The sequence below is a fragment of the Vibrio sp. AK197 genome (assembly GCF_053903115.1).
Map to the genome: position 1 here is coordinate 385,778 of NZ_CP096430.1, position 15,038 is coordinate 400,815.

11 protein-coding genes and 1 tRNA gene are annotated in these 15,038 nt (G+C 44.5%); 8 read left to right on the plus strand and 4 right to left on the minus strand.

Translation table 11 applies throughout. The annotated features are described in order from the left end of the window. Positions 1 to 8 precede the first annotated feature (8 nt). Positions 9 to 527, plus strand: coding sequence for an S-ribosylhomocysteine lyase (gene luxS, locus M1D72_RS08970; RefSeq protein WP_456296659.1), 519 nt, complete (start codon positions 9 to 11; stop codon positions 525 to 527). A gap of 75 nt (positions 528 to 602) precedes the next feature. Here luxS and M1D72_RS08975 read toward each other — a convergent pair whose 3' ends face one another. The 4 genes from M1D72_RS08975 to M1D72_RS08990 all read right to left on the minus strand — a co-directional run bounded on the left by M1D72_RS08975 (position 603) and on the right by M1D72_RS08990 (position 5,798). Next, positions 603 to 1,076: an RDD family protein gene (locus M1D72_RS08975; RefSeq protein WP_456296660.1), complete on the minus strand. Its 474-nt coding sequence runs from the start codon at positions 1,074 to 1,076 to the stop codon at positions 603 to 605. Positions 1,077 to 1,175: 99 nt separating this feature from the next. Further along, positions 1,176 to 2,960 (minus strand): MocR-like pyridoxine biosynthesis transcription factor PdxR, encoded by a 1,785-nt coding sequence (pdxR, locus tag M1D72_RS08980; protein WP_456296661.1) that lies wholly within the window; start codon positions 2,958 to 2,960, stop codon positions 1,176 to 1,178. Between the two features lie 96 nt (positions 2,961 to 3,056). Then, on the minus strand, positions 3,057 to 4,331 hold the full coding sequence (gene gabT, locus M1D72_RS08985) for a 4-aminobutyrate--2-oxoglutarate transaminase (RefSeq protein ID WP_456296662.1): 1,275 nt from the start codon (positions 4,329 to 4,331) through the stop codon (positions 3,057 to 3,059). A 39-nt stretch (positions 4,332 to 4,370) separates the two neighbouring features. Next, on the minus strand, positions 4,371 to 5,798 hold the full coding sequence (locus M1D72_RS08990; protein WP_456296663.1) for an NAD-dependent succinate-semialdehyde dehydrogenase: 1,428 nt from the start codon (positions 5,796 to 5,798) through the stop codon (positions 4,371 to 4,373). A 219-nt stretch (positions 5,799 to 6,017) separates the two neighbouring features. Between M1D72_RS08990 and M1D72_RS08995 the strand changes: the two genes are divergently transcribed. From M1D72_RS08995 to M1D72_RS09025, 7 genes are all read left to right on the plus strand, one after another. Further along, on the plus strand, positions 6,018 to 7,040 hold the full coding sequence (locus M1D72_RS08995; RefSeq protein ID WP_456296664.1) for a TRAP transporter substrate-binding protein: 1,023 nt from the start codon (positions 6,018 to 6,020) through the stop codon (positions 7,038 to 7,040). Between the two features lie 55 nt (positions 7,041 to 7,095). Continuing rightward, on the plus strand, positions 7,096 to 7,719 hold the full coding sequence (locus tag M1D72_RS09000; RefSeq protein WP_456296665.1) for a TRAP transporter small permease subunit: 624 nt from the start codon (positions 7,096 to 7,098) through the stop codon (positions 7,717 to 7,719). Beyond that, positions 7,709 to 9,028, plus strand: a complete 1,320-nt coding sequence (locus M1D72_RS09005) for a TRAP transporter large permease (RefSeq protein ID WP_456296666.1) — start codon at positions 7,709 to 7,711, stop codon at positions 9,026 to 9,028. The genes M1D72_RS09000 and M1D72_RS09005 overlap by 11 nt, the downstream gene beginning before the upstream one ends. Before the next feature lie 225 nt (positions 9,029 to 9,253). Next, a tRNA-Leu gene (locus M1D72_RS09010) sits at positions 9,254 to 9,338 on the plus strand. A 688-nt stretch (positions 9,339 to 10,026) separates the two neighbouring features. After that, entirely contained in the window at positions 10,027 to 11,583 is a 1,557-nt protein-coding gene (locus M1D72_RS09015; protein WP_456296667.1) for a polysaccharide deacetylase family protein, read from the plus strand. Between the two features lie 641 nt (positions 11,584 to 12,224). Continuing rightward, on the plus strand, positions 12,225 to 13,775 hold the full coding sequence (locus M1D72_RS09020; protein ID WP_456296668.1) for a polysaccharide deacetylase family protein: 1,551 nt from the start codon (positions 12,225 to 12,227) through the stop codon (positions 13,773 to 13,775). 236 nt (positions 13,776 to 14,011) lie between these two features. Next, on the plus strand, positions 14,012 to 14,962 hold the full coding sequence (locus M1D72_RS09025; RefSeq protein ID WP_456296669.1) for an isopenicillin N synthase family dioxygenase: 951 nt from the start codon (positions 14,012 to 14,014) through the stop codon (positions 14,960 to 14,962). Positions 14,963 to 15,038 lie beyond the last annotated feature (76 nt).

Sequence of the window (15,038 nt, forward strand, 5' to 3'; positions counted from 1 at the left end):
GAAAAAGAATGCCATTACTAGACAGTTTTACGGTTGATCACACTCGTATGAATGCGCCAGCGGTTCGAGTTGCGAAAACCATGACCACGCCGAAAGGCGATACCATTACGGTATTTGACCTACGCTTTACGTTACCTAATAAAGACATTTTGTCTGAGCGTGGTATTCATACGCTTGAGCATTTGTACGCTGGTTTTATGCGTCAGCATCTTAATGGTGACAGCGTAGAGATCATTGATATCTCACCGATGGGCTGTCGTACTGGCTTCTACATGAGTTTGATTGGTACGCCTCAAGAGCAGCAAGTGGCTGACGCTTGGTTGGCTTCGATGCAAGATGTCCTCAAAGTAGAGAGCCAGAATAATATTCCTGAGTTGAACGAATATCAGTGTGGCACGGCTCAAATGCACTCACTGGAAGAAGCGAAGCAGATCGCTCAAACCGTCATTAACTCAGGTATCAGTGTCAACAAGAATGATGATCTCGCCCTACCTGAAGCAATGTTGAAAGAGTTGAAAGTGAACTAACTGTCTTTCAATAAAAAAAGGAAGGCTGAGCCTTCCTTTTTTTGTGTCCAAAAATCGATGTATATCGCTCGGCTACTATCGCGCTTTGGGCAGTACAACAACTTGCGTTTTGGCTAACCAATCATGCCAGCCACGCTTTTTGGGGTCCACTAACGCCATGATGTTGGCCAGCCCAAATAGCGAAGTGGTGAAGCGAATCAGCGCTTGGCGTATCGTAATAGGCGAATTGTCAAGCTGCCTCACTTGCAGTTTCCATGCACGCATTCCCAATGTTTGCCCGGCTCGGGTCCAAAAGAAAACAAAGAAATAAGCCCAAACACTCAGCAGATAAAGGCTAAAAACCGGGCTCCACAGCGGATGATTAGTCAGCAAATCGCTGATATCCACATACGGCGAGATAGCCAGCCAGCCCATTGCCTCAAGCGCCTGTAAAATTGCGATTAATAATCCCGCGGCAATCATTTCAATGGCAATCACCATTAACCCGTCATAAAACAGCGCGGCTAAGCGGCGAAAAAAGCCTGCGTTAGGAAGAGAAGTTTCAGTCATACCAGTTTAGTCCTACATCATTGTGCTCAGCATAGCGTGTTCGTGGTAGACAGAGAAGCAGCAAAAGAAGGAGCTTAGCGGTCAGTCACATCGCAGTGTCTAGGCGGTGACCAATTTGGCTTGGCCAATAAAATAACCGTCTTCATCAAAACGTTTTACTTCTCCATCTTCGACCACAATCGTGATGTGGCGGGTATCTGAAAATTGCCAATTACGCCACTGGTAGACAAACTTATCATCCTTTACCCACCAATATCCCTCATCGATGTCATTGGGGCGGTCGGACACTCCCATCATTTTGCCATCCGCTTGAAAGGTAATACGATAAGGAATATTAAAACAATCCTTGGTCAGCATGATTTGGTTGGTTAACAGTTGACGAATCTCCTTACTATTAAGTGGAAGCTGCTGGCAATCTGCTAGGGTTTCAATCGGCAGTACTTGTTTTGCGATGCTTGCCAATTCCGCGATACCTTGGCGAATTTTATCGCTGGGGATAGATTGAAAACTCAAGCGAAAGCTATTGGTTTTTTTATCATGATAATAATATTGCGCTCCACTGTTGAGCAAAATGCCTTGAGCCTTGGCGAGTTGTTCAAAGTGTTCAGCATCAAACTCTTGCTTATAATCAATCCAAAATGCTGTGCCCGCTAAAGAGGGCGAAACCCCAGATTGTGGAAAGTAGTAATTGAGCGCTTTTTCCATCGTCAGCCATTTTTCTCGATAACGCCTTAGCATTTTATTGGCTAACGTATCGTAATAACCCAGACTTAAAAAGAGGGCCAGAGTTTGGCAGTTGTTCTTTGGCGGTAAACTGTGTGTACGTTGTTGAAATAGGCGTATCTGTTCAATGAGTGGTGCCGCTGCCACAATGAACCCGATACGCAGCCCAGGTGCGATGGTTGAGGTAAAGCTTGAGATATAAATAATTCGGTCACTTTGATATTCACCGCGCAGAGCCGGGCAAGAGTCCTCGATAAAATTAATGTCATGCTCAAAATCATCTTCAATAATCAACACATCCTGCTGCTCAGCCATTGCCATTAAAGCTTCACGGCGCTGACCCGTCATTCTGACTGTCGTTGGAAACTGGTTACTGGGCGTGGTGTAGATGAGTTTACATTCAGCGACATTGTCATTGACCTCAAGCCCTTGTTGGTCAACGTTAAGCGGAATAATCTCAGCTCTTCGGGCTTGAAATTGATGTAAGGCTTCGGGATACCCCGGATTTTCGACCCCGACTTTGGTGCCATTAGCGACCAGTAATTTGGCAAGATAGTAAAGACTATTTTGACACCCTAAGGTCACGGCAATCTGATTGCTATCGACAAAAATCCCTCGTTTAGTCAGAACTCGTGTTCGTATTTGCTCGATAAGATCGGCGTAGTCGTCCAAACTCGAAGTCCAGCTGTGGTGATTACTTCGATTGAGTGACTGTATGCTGCATTTTCGCCATTCTGAAACGGGAAATAAGTCATCATCAACTAATCCACTGACAAACAGATAGCGATAAGAACGTAAGTCTTGTCCACTCTCAATAGGCACCGCATTTTCTTTTAGTAGATACTGCTGCCAGTTGAGTGATGGAGTGTGGTTGGATGCTTGCAGTGTCGGTTTTGGCGTACTGTTGATTTCAAGATCAGGGTGAACAAAATACCCTTTGCGTTCAATGGCAACCAAAATATCTTCTTCAGTGAGCTGTTCGTATACACGCAAAATGGTATTGCGCGAGACATGTAATTTTTGCGCTAAACGACGTGAAGACTCGAGGGCTTTGGTGGCAGGAATAAAACCGTCAAAAATAGCTTGAGAGATCGCACTTTTTATCTGCTCTTGCAGGGTACGCGAATCGTGGGGATTGATGTGAATATAACGGCTTAACATATCGCTCCTGTTATCCTGCTTTGGTCGTGTGCGGAAAAATCAGATAAAAAAAAGGCATGACACGACAGTCATACCTTTTTAAGCACTCATCAAGGATTAAGCAATCAATTTTTTCAACTGTGTTTTGACAATCTCTAAGCCTTTGACCACTAAATCCGACTCGATGGTGAGTGGCGGAAGAAAACGAATAACATTTCCTTTGACGCCGCAAGAAAGCAAGATAACCCCGGCTTGATTGCTGGCAGCAACTAACTGCTTAGTTAATGCCGCAAGGGGTTGTTGAGTGTGTGGATCATTCAGTTCAATGGCCACCATCGCACCCACTTGGCGAATATCGCCGATTTGAGGAATCTGCTTTTGCATTTCCAGCAACTGCTCTTTAAACAGTAATCCGGTGTGCTCGGCGCGTTCACATAAATTTTCTTTCTTTATGATATCAATCACTTCGAGTGCGGCGGTGCATGATAAGGGCGATCCCGCATAGGTGCCGCCGATACCACCGGGGTTGGCAGCATCCATGATCTCAGACTTGCCGACAACACCAGAAAGTGGAAAACCTCCGGCCATTCCTTTTGCCATTGTGATTAAGTCCGGCTCAATGCCTAAGTGCTCGGTAGCAAACCATTTACCAGTACGTGCGTAACCGGTTTGGATCTCATCACAAATCAAGACGATACCGTGTTTATCGCACACCTCACGTAATTGCTTGGCCCATGAAGCGGGCGCTTGATAGAAGCCACCTTCACCCTGGATGGGTTCGACGATGATCGCCGCTACGCGACTTGGCTCGATATCGCAAGCAAACAAGTCATCCAGTGCCTCCAAGCTTTGCTGCTCAGTTACCCCATGATAGGCATTAGGAAACGGCAGGTGATAGATCTCATTTGGAAAGGGGCCAAAGCCCGCTTTATACGGTGCAACTTTGCCCGTAAGACCCATACATAAGTTGGTACGACCATGAAAACCACCTTTAAACGCCAACACACCTGAGCGACCAGTGTATGCACGAGCAATTTTAACGGCGTTTTCGACCGCTTCAGCGCCGGTAGTCAAAAAAGCGGCTTTTTTAGCGCTTGGCCCTGGGGCTATCTCAACCACTTTTTCTGCCAGTTCAACAAAGCTCGTATAAGGGGTCACCATTGAGCAAGTATGACTGAAGTTATCAAGCTGCTTTTTCACCGCTTCGACAATTTGTGGATGAGAGTGACCCGTATTATTTACCGCAATGCCCGCTGCAAAGTCGATATACTGGTTGCCTTCAATGTCAGTAATCAGCGCATTTTTCGCTGTCGCTGCGTAAATGGGTGACATATTTGCCATTCCATTGGCGACAACTTTTTCTTTGCGCTGTTGCCATTCCAAGTTGGTCATGATCGTATCCTTTCTCTAATTCTGAGATCTATTGACGGCTTACAAGCCGCCGAAACACATGTATTTAATGTTCAGGTATTCGTCGATACCTTGCTTCGCACCTTCACGGCCAAAGCCTGATTGTTTAACACCGCCGAAAGGCGCAACTTCGGTAGAAATTAATCCTTCATTAATGCCGACCATGCCATACTCCAATTGCTCAGCAATATGGAAGGCACGTGGAATAGATCCGGTGTAGAAGTAGCTCGCCAATCCATAAATGGTGTCGTTGGCTTTCTCGACCAATTCTTGGTCATCACTAAAGCGAACAATCGGGGCGACTGGGCCAAACAGCTCGGTTTGCACAATGTCCATGTCCTGAGTCACGTCAGTTAATACCGTCGGTTCAACGAACAATCCATCAAGCCCTTGACCACCCATCGCGACTTTCGCACCTTGTTCGATGGCTGTGGAGATATAACCCATCACACTCTCTTTGGCACGGCTATCGACCAATGGACCAATAGTGACTCCCTCTTCTAGACCGTCACCCACTTTCAGTTTGGCAACGGCCTGAGTGAATTTTTCAACAAACTCATCGTAGACTGCGTCTTGAACGTAAAAGCGATTGGCACAGACACAGGTTTGTCCAGCATTACGGAATTTTGAGGCAATCGCGCCTTCTACTGCATCATCAATATTGGCGTCATCAAACACGATGAACGGGGCATTGCCTCCTAATTCCATTGAGGTACGCTTTATGGTTTCAGCACTTTGTTTGATGAGATGGCGGCCAACTTCGGTTGAACCGGTAAAAGACAATTTCTTGATATCATCATGTGTACAGAAAATATCACCGACAGCAACAGACGAGTGATTGTTGACCACGATCAGGAGATCGCGGGGAAGGCCTGCTTGGTATGCCAGCTCCGCCGTAGCATAAGCAGAAAGCGGAGTTTGGTTGGCCGGTTTGACCATAAAGCTGCAACCTGCAGCCAGGGCCGGTGCCGCTTTACGTGTAATCATCGCAATCGGGAAGTTCCATGGTGTAATCGCCGCTGCAACGCCAACCGGTTGACGAATCGTCATGATGCGTTTGCTTGAGGCTGGTTCTGGAATCACTTCCCCATAGGTACGTTTACCTTCTTCAGCGAACCATTTCAAAAACGACGCGCCGTAATTGACTTCACCTTTTGACTCGGCCAGAGGTTTTCCTTGTTCTAGTGTCATGATGCGCGCGAGGTCATCGGCGTTGTCCATCATTAACTGGTACCAAGTCTCCAGGACTTTACTGCGCTCAGCAGCGGTTTTTTGTTGCCATAGCTTCTGAGCTTGCTTGGAATTTTCGACCAGCTTGAGAATCTCTGAGCTCGAAATCGACGGGATGTACGCGACGACCTGTTCTGTTGCAGGGTTGATCACCGCGATTGCATCGTCATTGGCATCACAAGTCGCGTTTAGCAGACTTTTGTTTACGATTTGCTCCATATAATTCATCTCTCGTTTATGGCTTTAGAGAAATGTTAGACCCAAAGGGGGGAGCCAACGAAGTACCAGTTACTTCTCTTTGTTGGTACCAGTTGTGAAAATTTCGCTGGTACCATCTGAATGCGTCTACTGGTTCTATCGGTTTATAAATTCTTTGGTCATATTGATTCGGCAAATAAATGAATAACAAACAAGTAACGACACAGAAGAGGATTTTCTATGTTCAGTTTAAAAGGAAAGAAGCTTGCTAAAGGGGTTTTAGCAGTTACTTTAGGTGTTAGCGCATTGGTAACATCAGCGGCAACGTTCGCAGCCGATTACAATTGGCGTTTTGCGAATTTATATGGTCGTGGTACGGCATTTGGTGCCGTTTACGAAGATTTGGCCAAAAATATTGAAACTATGTCAGATGGTCGCATCGCCGTTCAGGTTTTGTACTCTGGAGAAGGCGTTGGTACCAGCGGGATTTTAAACGCGGTCAAATCGGGCTTGATTACCATGGGCGCGCCATTTCAACCTATGCATGCAGGGGAATTTCCGGCAGGTGTTGTTGAAGTCGGATTGCCTGGCGGGACTTCAGATGTTGGAGAACTCCTTACTCTATTCAATGAACGCGGTTGGGGAGATGTCCTGACCGAAGCTTATGGCAAGCAAGGTTTGGTGTGGTTAGAACCTTACATTCAGCCACCCGTTTACATTATTACTAAAAAGCCGATTAAATCGATTGAAGATTTTAAAGGCATGAAGATCCGTGCGCCGGGTGCGTATGGAAAGTTCCTACGTAACCTCGGCGCGTCTCCAGTATCGTTAGCATGGAGCGAAATCTATACCTCATTGGCCACAGGCGTGATTGACGGTTCGATTGGCTCAAATATGATCGACCACCGAGACGGTAACCATGTTGAAGTCGCAAAATACATGTACCCACTGCCGATCGCGGGCGCACAAGTTTTACCGATTATTGTCAATCAACGTGAGTGGAAAAAACTGCCTCAAGATTTACAAGCAATCGTGCGAGCGGCCACGTCACAACATGCCTTAGAACAAATCACTAAATCTAAGCTTTGGGAATCACAAGCCGTAGCTGAAATGGAAGCCAAAGGCTTGGAGTGGAGTCCTCAACCTTCTGATGCAGACAAGCAAGCTTGGAGCGAAGCGGGGACCAGCCTGGCACAGGAATATGCCAAAGAAGATGCGTACTCGAAACAGCTGGTGGATATTCTAGAAAAAACGCAACAGTAACAAGGAATAAATAGGGTGAGCCAATGTGGCTCGCCCTATTTTGTTTGGAGTTGGTATGATAACGGAAATAGTACACGCTTACTGCCGAGCCGTTCGCTGGGCGATTCGAGTGATAGGTCACTCGGTCTCATACCTGATGCCGATTTTGGCTTTAGTGGTTGCCTACGAAGTGTTTGCTCGCTACATCTTAGATCGCCCAACCCTCTGGGCATACGACACATCTCTATTCTTATTTGGCTACATTGCGGCGCTTGGCGGTGCATTGGCTCAGCAAAAGTCAGCGCATATTAATGTGGATATTGTTCATGGCAAAGTGTCACTGAAAATGCGCCGAGTTTTTGATGTGGTGACATCGCTGCTTGCGATGTTTTTCCTTACGGTAATGGCCAAAACGTGTTTTGGCATGTTTCTCGAAGCGCTTGAGCTGGGTTACAAAACGCAGAGTGAATGGGCGCCGCACACCCATCATTTTTGGCTTATGGTGACCGTGTCTGCGGTTATCTTTATCGCTCAGTATTCAACTGAATTGTTGGCGAATCTCCATTATCTAGTGACTGGCAGGGATCTGGTATTTCGTGACCATGATGAGGAGGCGTTGAACGACCAACCTTTTAAAGTTGATATGCAACAACAACACAATTCGTCCCTGTTTGATAAGGAGAGCACAAATGGGAATTGAGGTGCTAACTGCTGTCTTGCTGGGATGCATATTGGTGGCATTTATTTTAGGAGCTCAAGTTGGGTTGGCGCTGGGCGGGATTGCGATGGGGGTTGGATACCTTTCTTGGGGCGAGACCATTTTCAATATCATTCCAACAACCATCGAAAGCACCTTCTTTAGTTTTATCTTACTTGCGATCCCTCTTTATATTTATATGGGGCAACTCCTTACACGCTCGGGAATTGGTGATGCGATGTTTAACGCCAGCCAATTAGCCATTGGTCGAGTTCGTGGATCGCTCGCGATCAGTGTGATCGGGGTATGTTCAATGATTGGTGCGATGGTTGGAATTATTGGTGCAGGGATCATGACATCAAGTAGCATCGCCTTAAAACCAATGCTTGACCGTGGTTATGATCGAAAATTGGCGCTTGGTGTAATCATGGCTGGTGGATCATTAGGTATTCTTATTCCGCCAAGTATTCCAATGATTATGTTTGCATCAGCCACGCAAAACTCTGTTGGACGCATGTTTCTTGGGGCGATGGGACCAGCCTTAGTCACCATCATCTTACTGATTGGCTATGTGATTATTTCTTGTAAGCTGCGTCCTGAACGTGCGCCGCTCGATGCCGATACGGATGTTGAGGTCCCTAAAGGTTATGAACGCTTTAAAACCATTCGTGATGGGGCGTCTTCTGCGGCGCTGATTGTGGTGGTACTTGGCAGTATTATCGCTGGTATTGCAACGCCAACCGAATCTGGTGCGCTAGGTGTTATGGGCGCGATTGTGCTCTCAATATTATTTAAACGCTTCAAGCCACAAATGTTATTTCGCTCTGGGATGCAAACGGCAATGTTAGTGAGTGTTGCCATGTGGATTATTCTCGGCGCGTCTGTATTCAGTAATTTCCATTTGTTGATGGGCATTCAAAGCTTGGTAGCTGGGTTTACTCAGGATCTCGATTTACCGCCGATCATGATCATTATTATGTTTCAAGTGATCATGCTATTTCTTGGGTTTATCATTGATGAATTCATCATTGTCTTGATGTGTGCTCCGATTTTTACACCAGTGGCCGTCTCACTTGGCTACGATCCTATCTGGTTCGGGGTACTGATGATCCTTAATATTGTTATTGCAGTCCAAACGCCGCCCTATGGCTTTGCTCTGTTTTACTTGAAAGGCATCGCACCTAAAGGTGTGACCATGATGGATCTCTATCGTTCGGTATTGCCTTTTATTACGGTGCAATTGCTGGTGCTGATTATCGTCATGGTTTTTCCTCAACTGGTCACTTGGTTCCCGAATTACGTAATGAATTAGCTTTATTACAAGGATATAAAGTCGAATACTGAGAAAAATGGTCACAAAAGCGAGAAGAAGACGTTGCTGTGTGCTTGATGGCAGGTAGGTAGATAAGCAAAAAGTCTGATTTAACCATTCTGTGGCGAAATTATCAGCAAACGATATTATTTTCAGTCTTTTGGGCTTGCGCCGTCTGAAAGCTTACGTATAATGCCAAACATCAAAGGGCAATAGCCCCAAGATGCCGGTGTGGTGAAATTGGTATACACGACGGATTCAAAATCCGTTGCCTTCGGGCGTGGCGGTTCAAGTCCGCCCACCGGTACCATATTCTAAGACAAAGCCTCGACGAAAGTCGGGGCTTTGTTGTTTCTATCGCTTGCGATACTGCCCACGTTGGTCCTTACCTTGAAATAGGCGTAATGCGCTGTAAAAGAGAGTTACTCAGAAAGAGTGAGAGATGTGGTTTCTTCATGTTGGAACTTTCTGAGCTGTCTGTCATTCTCGCTTATTTTACTGGTCATCTAGCCAGATCATTTTTCTTAGTGACCATGAAATAGGATTGATCATTTAATTGCATTAGAGTTCATATTCTCTTTTTATCGGTATTCATTAACATTCTTATCCGTCTCAAAGTGACTTAGGCTTAATAAAGTTAGTTAATATTGGTCACTCTTTTATTATTGAATATAAACTCTAAGTTTAAATTCCGAAAATAAGTATTTTCTTATTTTTATTTTAAGTTGTTTGTTTTATTAATAATACACTGATAATTTTCTCTGTAGTATTATTCCCAAATCTACTTTTTGTATTTTTTGTCTGTTGATAATAATTATCTCGAAAGTATACTTCTCTCAAATCAACAAGCTTACCTTTAACATACTTTTTAGGATTAGTTATTAATTCTTAATAATTAGTCCTTTTGATTTATTTTTTAGTTATTAATCTTCTATATTAATAATTGCTTGTTAACCCAAAGCGACAGATTTACGAGAATTTAGACAGAGGTCAATGATATGAAGTACTTATCTTTGGTGTTAGGCCTGCTTGTTAGTGGGGCTGCCGTCGCCACTGATGGCACTATCACTCAAGGTTATCCCGATGAAACACTTTCAGCGGATCAATATGCGGGTTGTAATATCTCTTCAAGTGATATTTATGCTTATCCGGTTGAAGGTTTGCCTACAGCGCGTCAACTTGAATCGATGTCTTCGACATATGGTTGGTCGGGCAGTACATCAACACTCGATGTTACAGACCATGTGCTAAAAACAGTGGGCACCGTAACCAAGACCATTAAAGAGCCGTTTTATGAAGATTGGGGCACACTGGCGATACCAGTTTGCCATGATTACTTCACACCATCAAACCAGAATGGCGGCACAATCACCATCAGTAACGGAACCCACTCTGTTAATATTAGTGGCATTTACTATCAAGGCGGTTATCACACGGTTAACGGCATGGGATGGCGATTTATTAGCTCTCAAAATCTGATTGATGCTGGTTTTTCTAATGGTGACCAATTAACGATTAAGATTAAGAACTCAAGTGCAGCGCCGTACTCTTCATACACAGGGTGGGGTAAATTACTCAAAATGGCTCAAGGTGTTCCGACCATTGTTTTGACATTTGACGATGGCGGTAAAGGTCCTTGGGATCAACTCGCTTATACGCAAGCGAAAGGCATCAAAGGCACTATTTTCTACCCATGGGAGTATGAAGGGCGCCGAGATAAATTAACGGTTGATCAACTACGCGACTTAAAAGATGCCGGTTGGGATATTGAGTTAAATGGTACGGGTAATGATGGGTCTATGACCAATCGTAAAAGTGCGAAAGAAGCGACACAGCATCTGGTCTCTGGACGTCAGTGGTTGGCGGAAAATGGCTTAAATGATTATGCCCGTTTCTTTGCATATCCAAATGGCAATTACGATAAATATGTTCGTCCGGTGACCAAGAAAGGGGTACAAGGCGCCATTGGGTCTCCAGTTGTTGAAATGAGCAGTGTGTCTGGAATTAAAGTAGGTATGGTCGCAGAGGCTCGAACGTTCCCGAAAGGCACTCGCGTTGTTAGTGTTGATAGCGAAAATAACACGGTGACGTTGGATAACGCTTCATTAGATGTTGGACGTGGAGGCGAAACGGTGACAAAACCCAACTCTTACATGAGCTTTTTTGATGATTCTGGAGAGTTTTATACCGGTAAGCTGCAAGCCGAACTTAAAAAAGAAGGGTTTAAAGTAGGGCGTACAACACGTCCAAATACCATCTATTCTCGTTACTGTGTGGGTGACTATGGTTTAGTTGCTCCAGCTCGTGGTTCTACCATCAAGTCCGGTGATGACCCCGTTGCGCGTGTTGAGTCTTGGATTGAAGACCCTCAAAAAGCAGGTACGACAACGTTAATATATTTACACAATGTGACGGGCAGTCAGGATGGTATTAATACCAGTGTAGCGACCTATCAGATGTGGATTGATAAACTGGCTCAAGCTCGAGATGAAGGTAAAATTCAGATTTTGACCATGCAAGAATGGTATGAACGAGATTGTGGCGATAAGTCGTGACTTTAAATAAAAAGGGAGGCTCTTGCCTCTCTTTTTTTCGGGCTGAACAAAGTTGGGCATGCGATATGACTTGACGATTTAGTTTCATTTTTATTATTTCAAGTTCTTGTCAACGATGATGGTTGTTGTCAAAAGTTAGACAGCTTCAACCCTATGAAATAATGTGAATATATAAAACGAGTGTCATTATTGAATTCGTATCAGCGTTGATGATTTGATATTAATTTCGTTGTGATTTTAATTATCTGTTTTTAATGCCTATTTACCTATAGTTATCTTTTTATGAAATTACGTTGATATTGCGGTCGTTTATTTCCTTTCATAATTTTCATTTTTCTTCAGTCTTATACTGTAAGTTTTTCGTTATTTCTTATTTCTTTTGAAGTAATGTAACCTCTACACAACAAAGCTACGTTGATCATATTTTCTATTATTCCCTCTATTTTGAATTGCTCCTAGTTGGATCCCGAGGATAGGATGATTTTTATTGTATTTCGTTCTGACATTTTCATGCTGTGAATGGTTTCCACGATAAAGTAATGCGATTAAAAATAGGCTGTCATCAAGTACTTTTTCTCGTTTCTATTCACGTCATATTTGCGGATGTAACAGAAAATTATGGTTGATAGAGGATAGTTACTATGCGTTTGTTTTTAGTGTTACTGAACCTAATGTACGTCATATACGCAGGATTAGCGGTCGCGCGTGCTGAAAGTAAAGAGATAAAAAATAGTATCGATTTATCAGCATGTTCTTTAACAAGTGCCCAAGTGTTTGAATATCCAGTTAAAGGGCTACCTTATGCGAGTCAACTGCTGTCAATGTCTTCCTCTTATGGTTGGGATGGCGCAGTATCGACACTCTCAGTAAAAGACAATGTGGTTCAAACGACCGGAACCATTTCAATGTATTTACGTGATACATTTTCAGAGGATTGGGGGACACTCGCCATTCCGGTATGCCACGATTCCTTTATTCCTGCTAACCAAAACGGCGGTAACGTAACGGTGACTAATGGAGAAGTGTCAGTTGGTGTTGGTGGCATCGACTACTTAGGTGGTTATCATACGATTGGTGGTTTGGCGTGGCGCTATGTGAGCGCGCAAACATTAATTGATGCAGGGTTTCGTGAAGGTGATGAAGTCACCGTCAAAATTAAAAACTCGACGAAAGCACCGTACTCCTCATACACAGGTTGGGGGAAACTTATCAAGCGTGCCCAAGGTGTACCAACGTTAGTATTAACCTTTGATGATGGTGGAACGGGTCCATGGGAACAATTGGATTACTCTCGAGATAAAGGCATTAAGGGGACGATTTTTTATCCGTGGGATTATGAAGGTCGGAAAAATAAAATGACCGTTGAGCAACTCCAAGATATGAAAGAGGCGGGTTGGGATATTGAATTGAATGGCACCGGGGATGACTCTTCAATGACCTTAGCGCCAACGGCTAAAAAAGCAGTGAGTTCACTGTTAGAAGGTCGAGCTTGGTTGGCAAAAAATGGTTTAAATGATAACGCCCAGTTTTTTGCTTATCCAAATGGGAATTACGACAGCTATTCGCGTGCGGTGGTCAGAAGTGATATATCGGGTCAGACAGGCTCGACCGTCGTCAAAACGAAAAGTGTTTCCGGGATCAAAGTTGGAATGGTGGCCGAAGGGCGCTCTTTTCCAAAGGGAACGCGCGTTGTGAAAGTCAATAAGCGTAAAAAACGAGTGGTGCTCGATCACGCTTCACGCGGGGTTGGACGTGGCGGTGAACCAATAGACCAGCCGAACAAATATATGACGTTTACTGATGATTCGAGTGAGTTCTTTACGTGGAAGTTGCAGAAAAGGCTAAAGCAGGCCGGATTTAAAATTGGCCGAACCACTCGGCCGAATACCATGTATTCAAGATATTGTGTTGGTGATTATGGATTGGTTGCGCCATCTCGAGGCTCAGTATTGAAATCAGGTGATGATCCTGTTGAGCGCATAGAATACTGGATAGATGAAGTCCAGAAAGCAGGGACCACAACCGTTTTGTACTTTCATGATATCACGGGTTCCCAAGACGGCATTAATACGAGTATTAATACCTATCAAATGTGGATCGACAAATTGGCCGAAGCTCGCGATGAAGGGAAAATTGAGGTTCTGACAATGAAAGAGTGGTATGACCGTGATTGTGGAAGCGGAGAGTCCTAACTCATGCTCTTTGAAGATCAACATAGAGGTGCTGATAACAGCGCCTCTTTTTTTGTCCAAAAATAGTGCGTGATACATATATGATGTGCCAGTTTAGTGCATGAGTTATAAGCTCGAGTCGGGCAGACCTTAGCTGTATCAGTAGCTACATGAAACTTGGCTAAGTGGTCAGGATTTTGCTAGTAAAAATCCTGACCATAATGGCGCAGGATGCACTGTCACAACAAGGAGTAAGTATGTCGCTGCCAATCATTGATATATCCCCACTCGATTCTTCCAATCGTCAAGATTGGCAACCCGTTATCAAGCAAATAGATCAAGCCTGCCGTGAACTTGGCTTTTTCTACGTTGTAGGCCATGGCATTCCACAGCAGCAGTTTGACTTGATTCAATCGATGTCAGAACAGCTCTTTGCACTTCCTACCGAGCAAAAGCAGAAAATTTCCATTGAAAAAAGTAGTAACCATCGAGGGTGGGGGCGTCTTAATGCCGAAAAGCTTGATCCAAATGGTGAGCTTGACTGTAAAGAATCGTTTGATATGGCGCTGGATCTGTCACCTTATCATTCACAAGTATCGCGGTGTCCGGCTTTATATGGTCCGAACCAATACCCAGACATTTCCGGGTTCGCCCAAGCGATGAATCAGCACTACTCACTGACATTAGATGTCGGGATGAAAATTTTACGGGCCATGGCGATAGCACTCGGTGAAGATGAGATGTTTTTCGCCAAGTATTTCAAACTCCCAATGTCAGTGTTGCGTATGCTTAGTTACCCAAGTCAAAAACATGAAATGAATGGGGCCGGTGCACATACCGATTACGGCTGTATAACGCTACTCTATCAAGATCAAAGTGGTGGGTTACAAGTATTGAACAAACAAGATGAATGGATCGATGCGCCTCCAGTTGAAGGCAGTTTTGTTGTCAATATCGGTGACCTGATGCAGCGTTGGACAAATGACGTCTATCGTTCTACCTCGCACCGTGTTACCAGCCCAGTTTCTGGTTGCGATCGGTTTTCAATGCCTTTCTTTGTGGAGCCAGATTTTGATACGCCAATCGACACGCTATCCTCATGCCTCGAAGAGGGACAATCTGGGTACCCGTCAATAACTGCGGGTCAATGGATATTATCTCGCTTTGAAGATACCTATTCATACCGACAAGATAAAGACGTGGCTTAAAATCCCCAAACATGAAGGGCACTAGGAAGGGCTTAGGGGAACTCAAGCCTTTCTTTTCTCTTTCACCAACCTGAAT

What these genes read in the sequence shown, in the direction of transcription:
- luxS (WP_456296659.1), top strand. Translation starts at nt 9, where the DNA reads ATGCCATTACTAGACAGTTTTACGGTTGATCACACTCGTATGAATGCG.
- M1D72_RS08975 (WP_456296660.1), bottom strand. Translation starts at nt 1,076, where the DNA reads ATGACTGAAACTTCTCTTCCTAACGCAGGCTTTTTTCGCCGCTTAGCC.
- pdxR (WP_456296661.1), bottom strand. Translation starts at nt 2,960, where the DNA reads ATGTTAAGCCGTTATATTCACATCAATCCCCACGATTCGCGTACCCTG.
- gabT (WP_456296662.1), bottom strand. Translation starts at nt 4,331, where the DNA reads ATGACCAACTTGGAATGGCAACAGCGCAAAGAAAAAGTTGTCGCCAAT.
- M1D72_RS08990 (WP_456296663.1), bottom strand. Translation starts at nt 5,798, where the DNA reads ATGGAGCAAATCGTAAACAAAAGTCTGCTAAACGCGACTTGTGATGCC.
- M1D72_RS08995 (WP_456296664.1), top strand. Translation starts at nt 6,018, where the DNA reads ATGTTCAGTTTAAAAGGAAAGAAGCTTGCTAAAGGGGTTTTAGCAGTT.
- M1D72_RS09000 (WP_456296665.1), top strand. Translation starts at nt 7,096, where the DNA reads ATGATAACGGAAATAGTACACGCTTACTGCCGAGCCGTTCGCTGGGCG.
- M1D72_RS09005 (WP_456296666.1), top strand. Translation starts at nt 7,709, where the DNA reads ATGGGAATTGAGGTGCTAACTGCTGTCTTGCTGGGATGCATATTGGTG.
- M1D72_RS09015 (WP_456296667.1), top strand. Translation starts at nt 10,027, where the DNA reads ATGAAGTACTTATCTTTGGTGTTAGGCCTGCTTGTTAGTGGGGCTGCC.
- M1D72_RS09020 (WP_456296668.1), top strand. Translation starts at nt 12,225, where the DNA reads ATGCGTTTGTTTTTAGTGTTACTGAACCTAATGTACGTCATATACGCA.
- M1D72_RS09025 (WP_456296669.1), top strand. Translation starts at nt 14,012, where the DNA reads ATGTCGCTGCCAATCATTGATATATCCCCACTCGATTCTTCCAATCGT.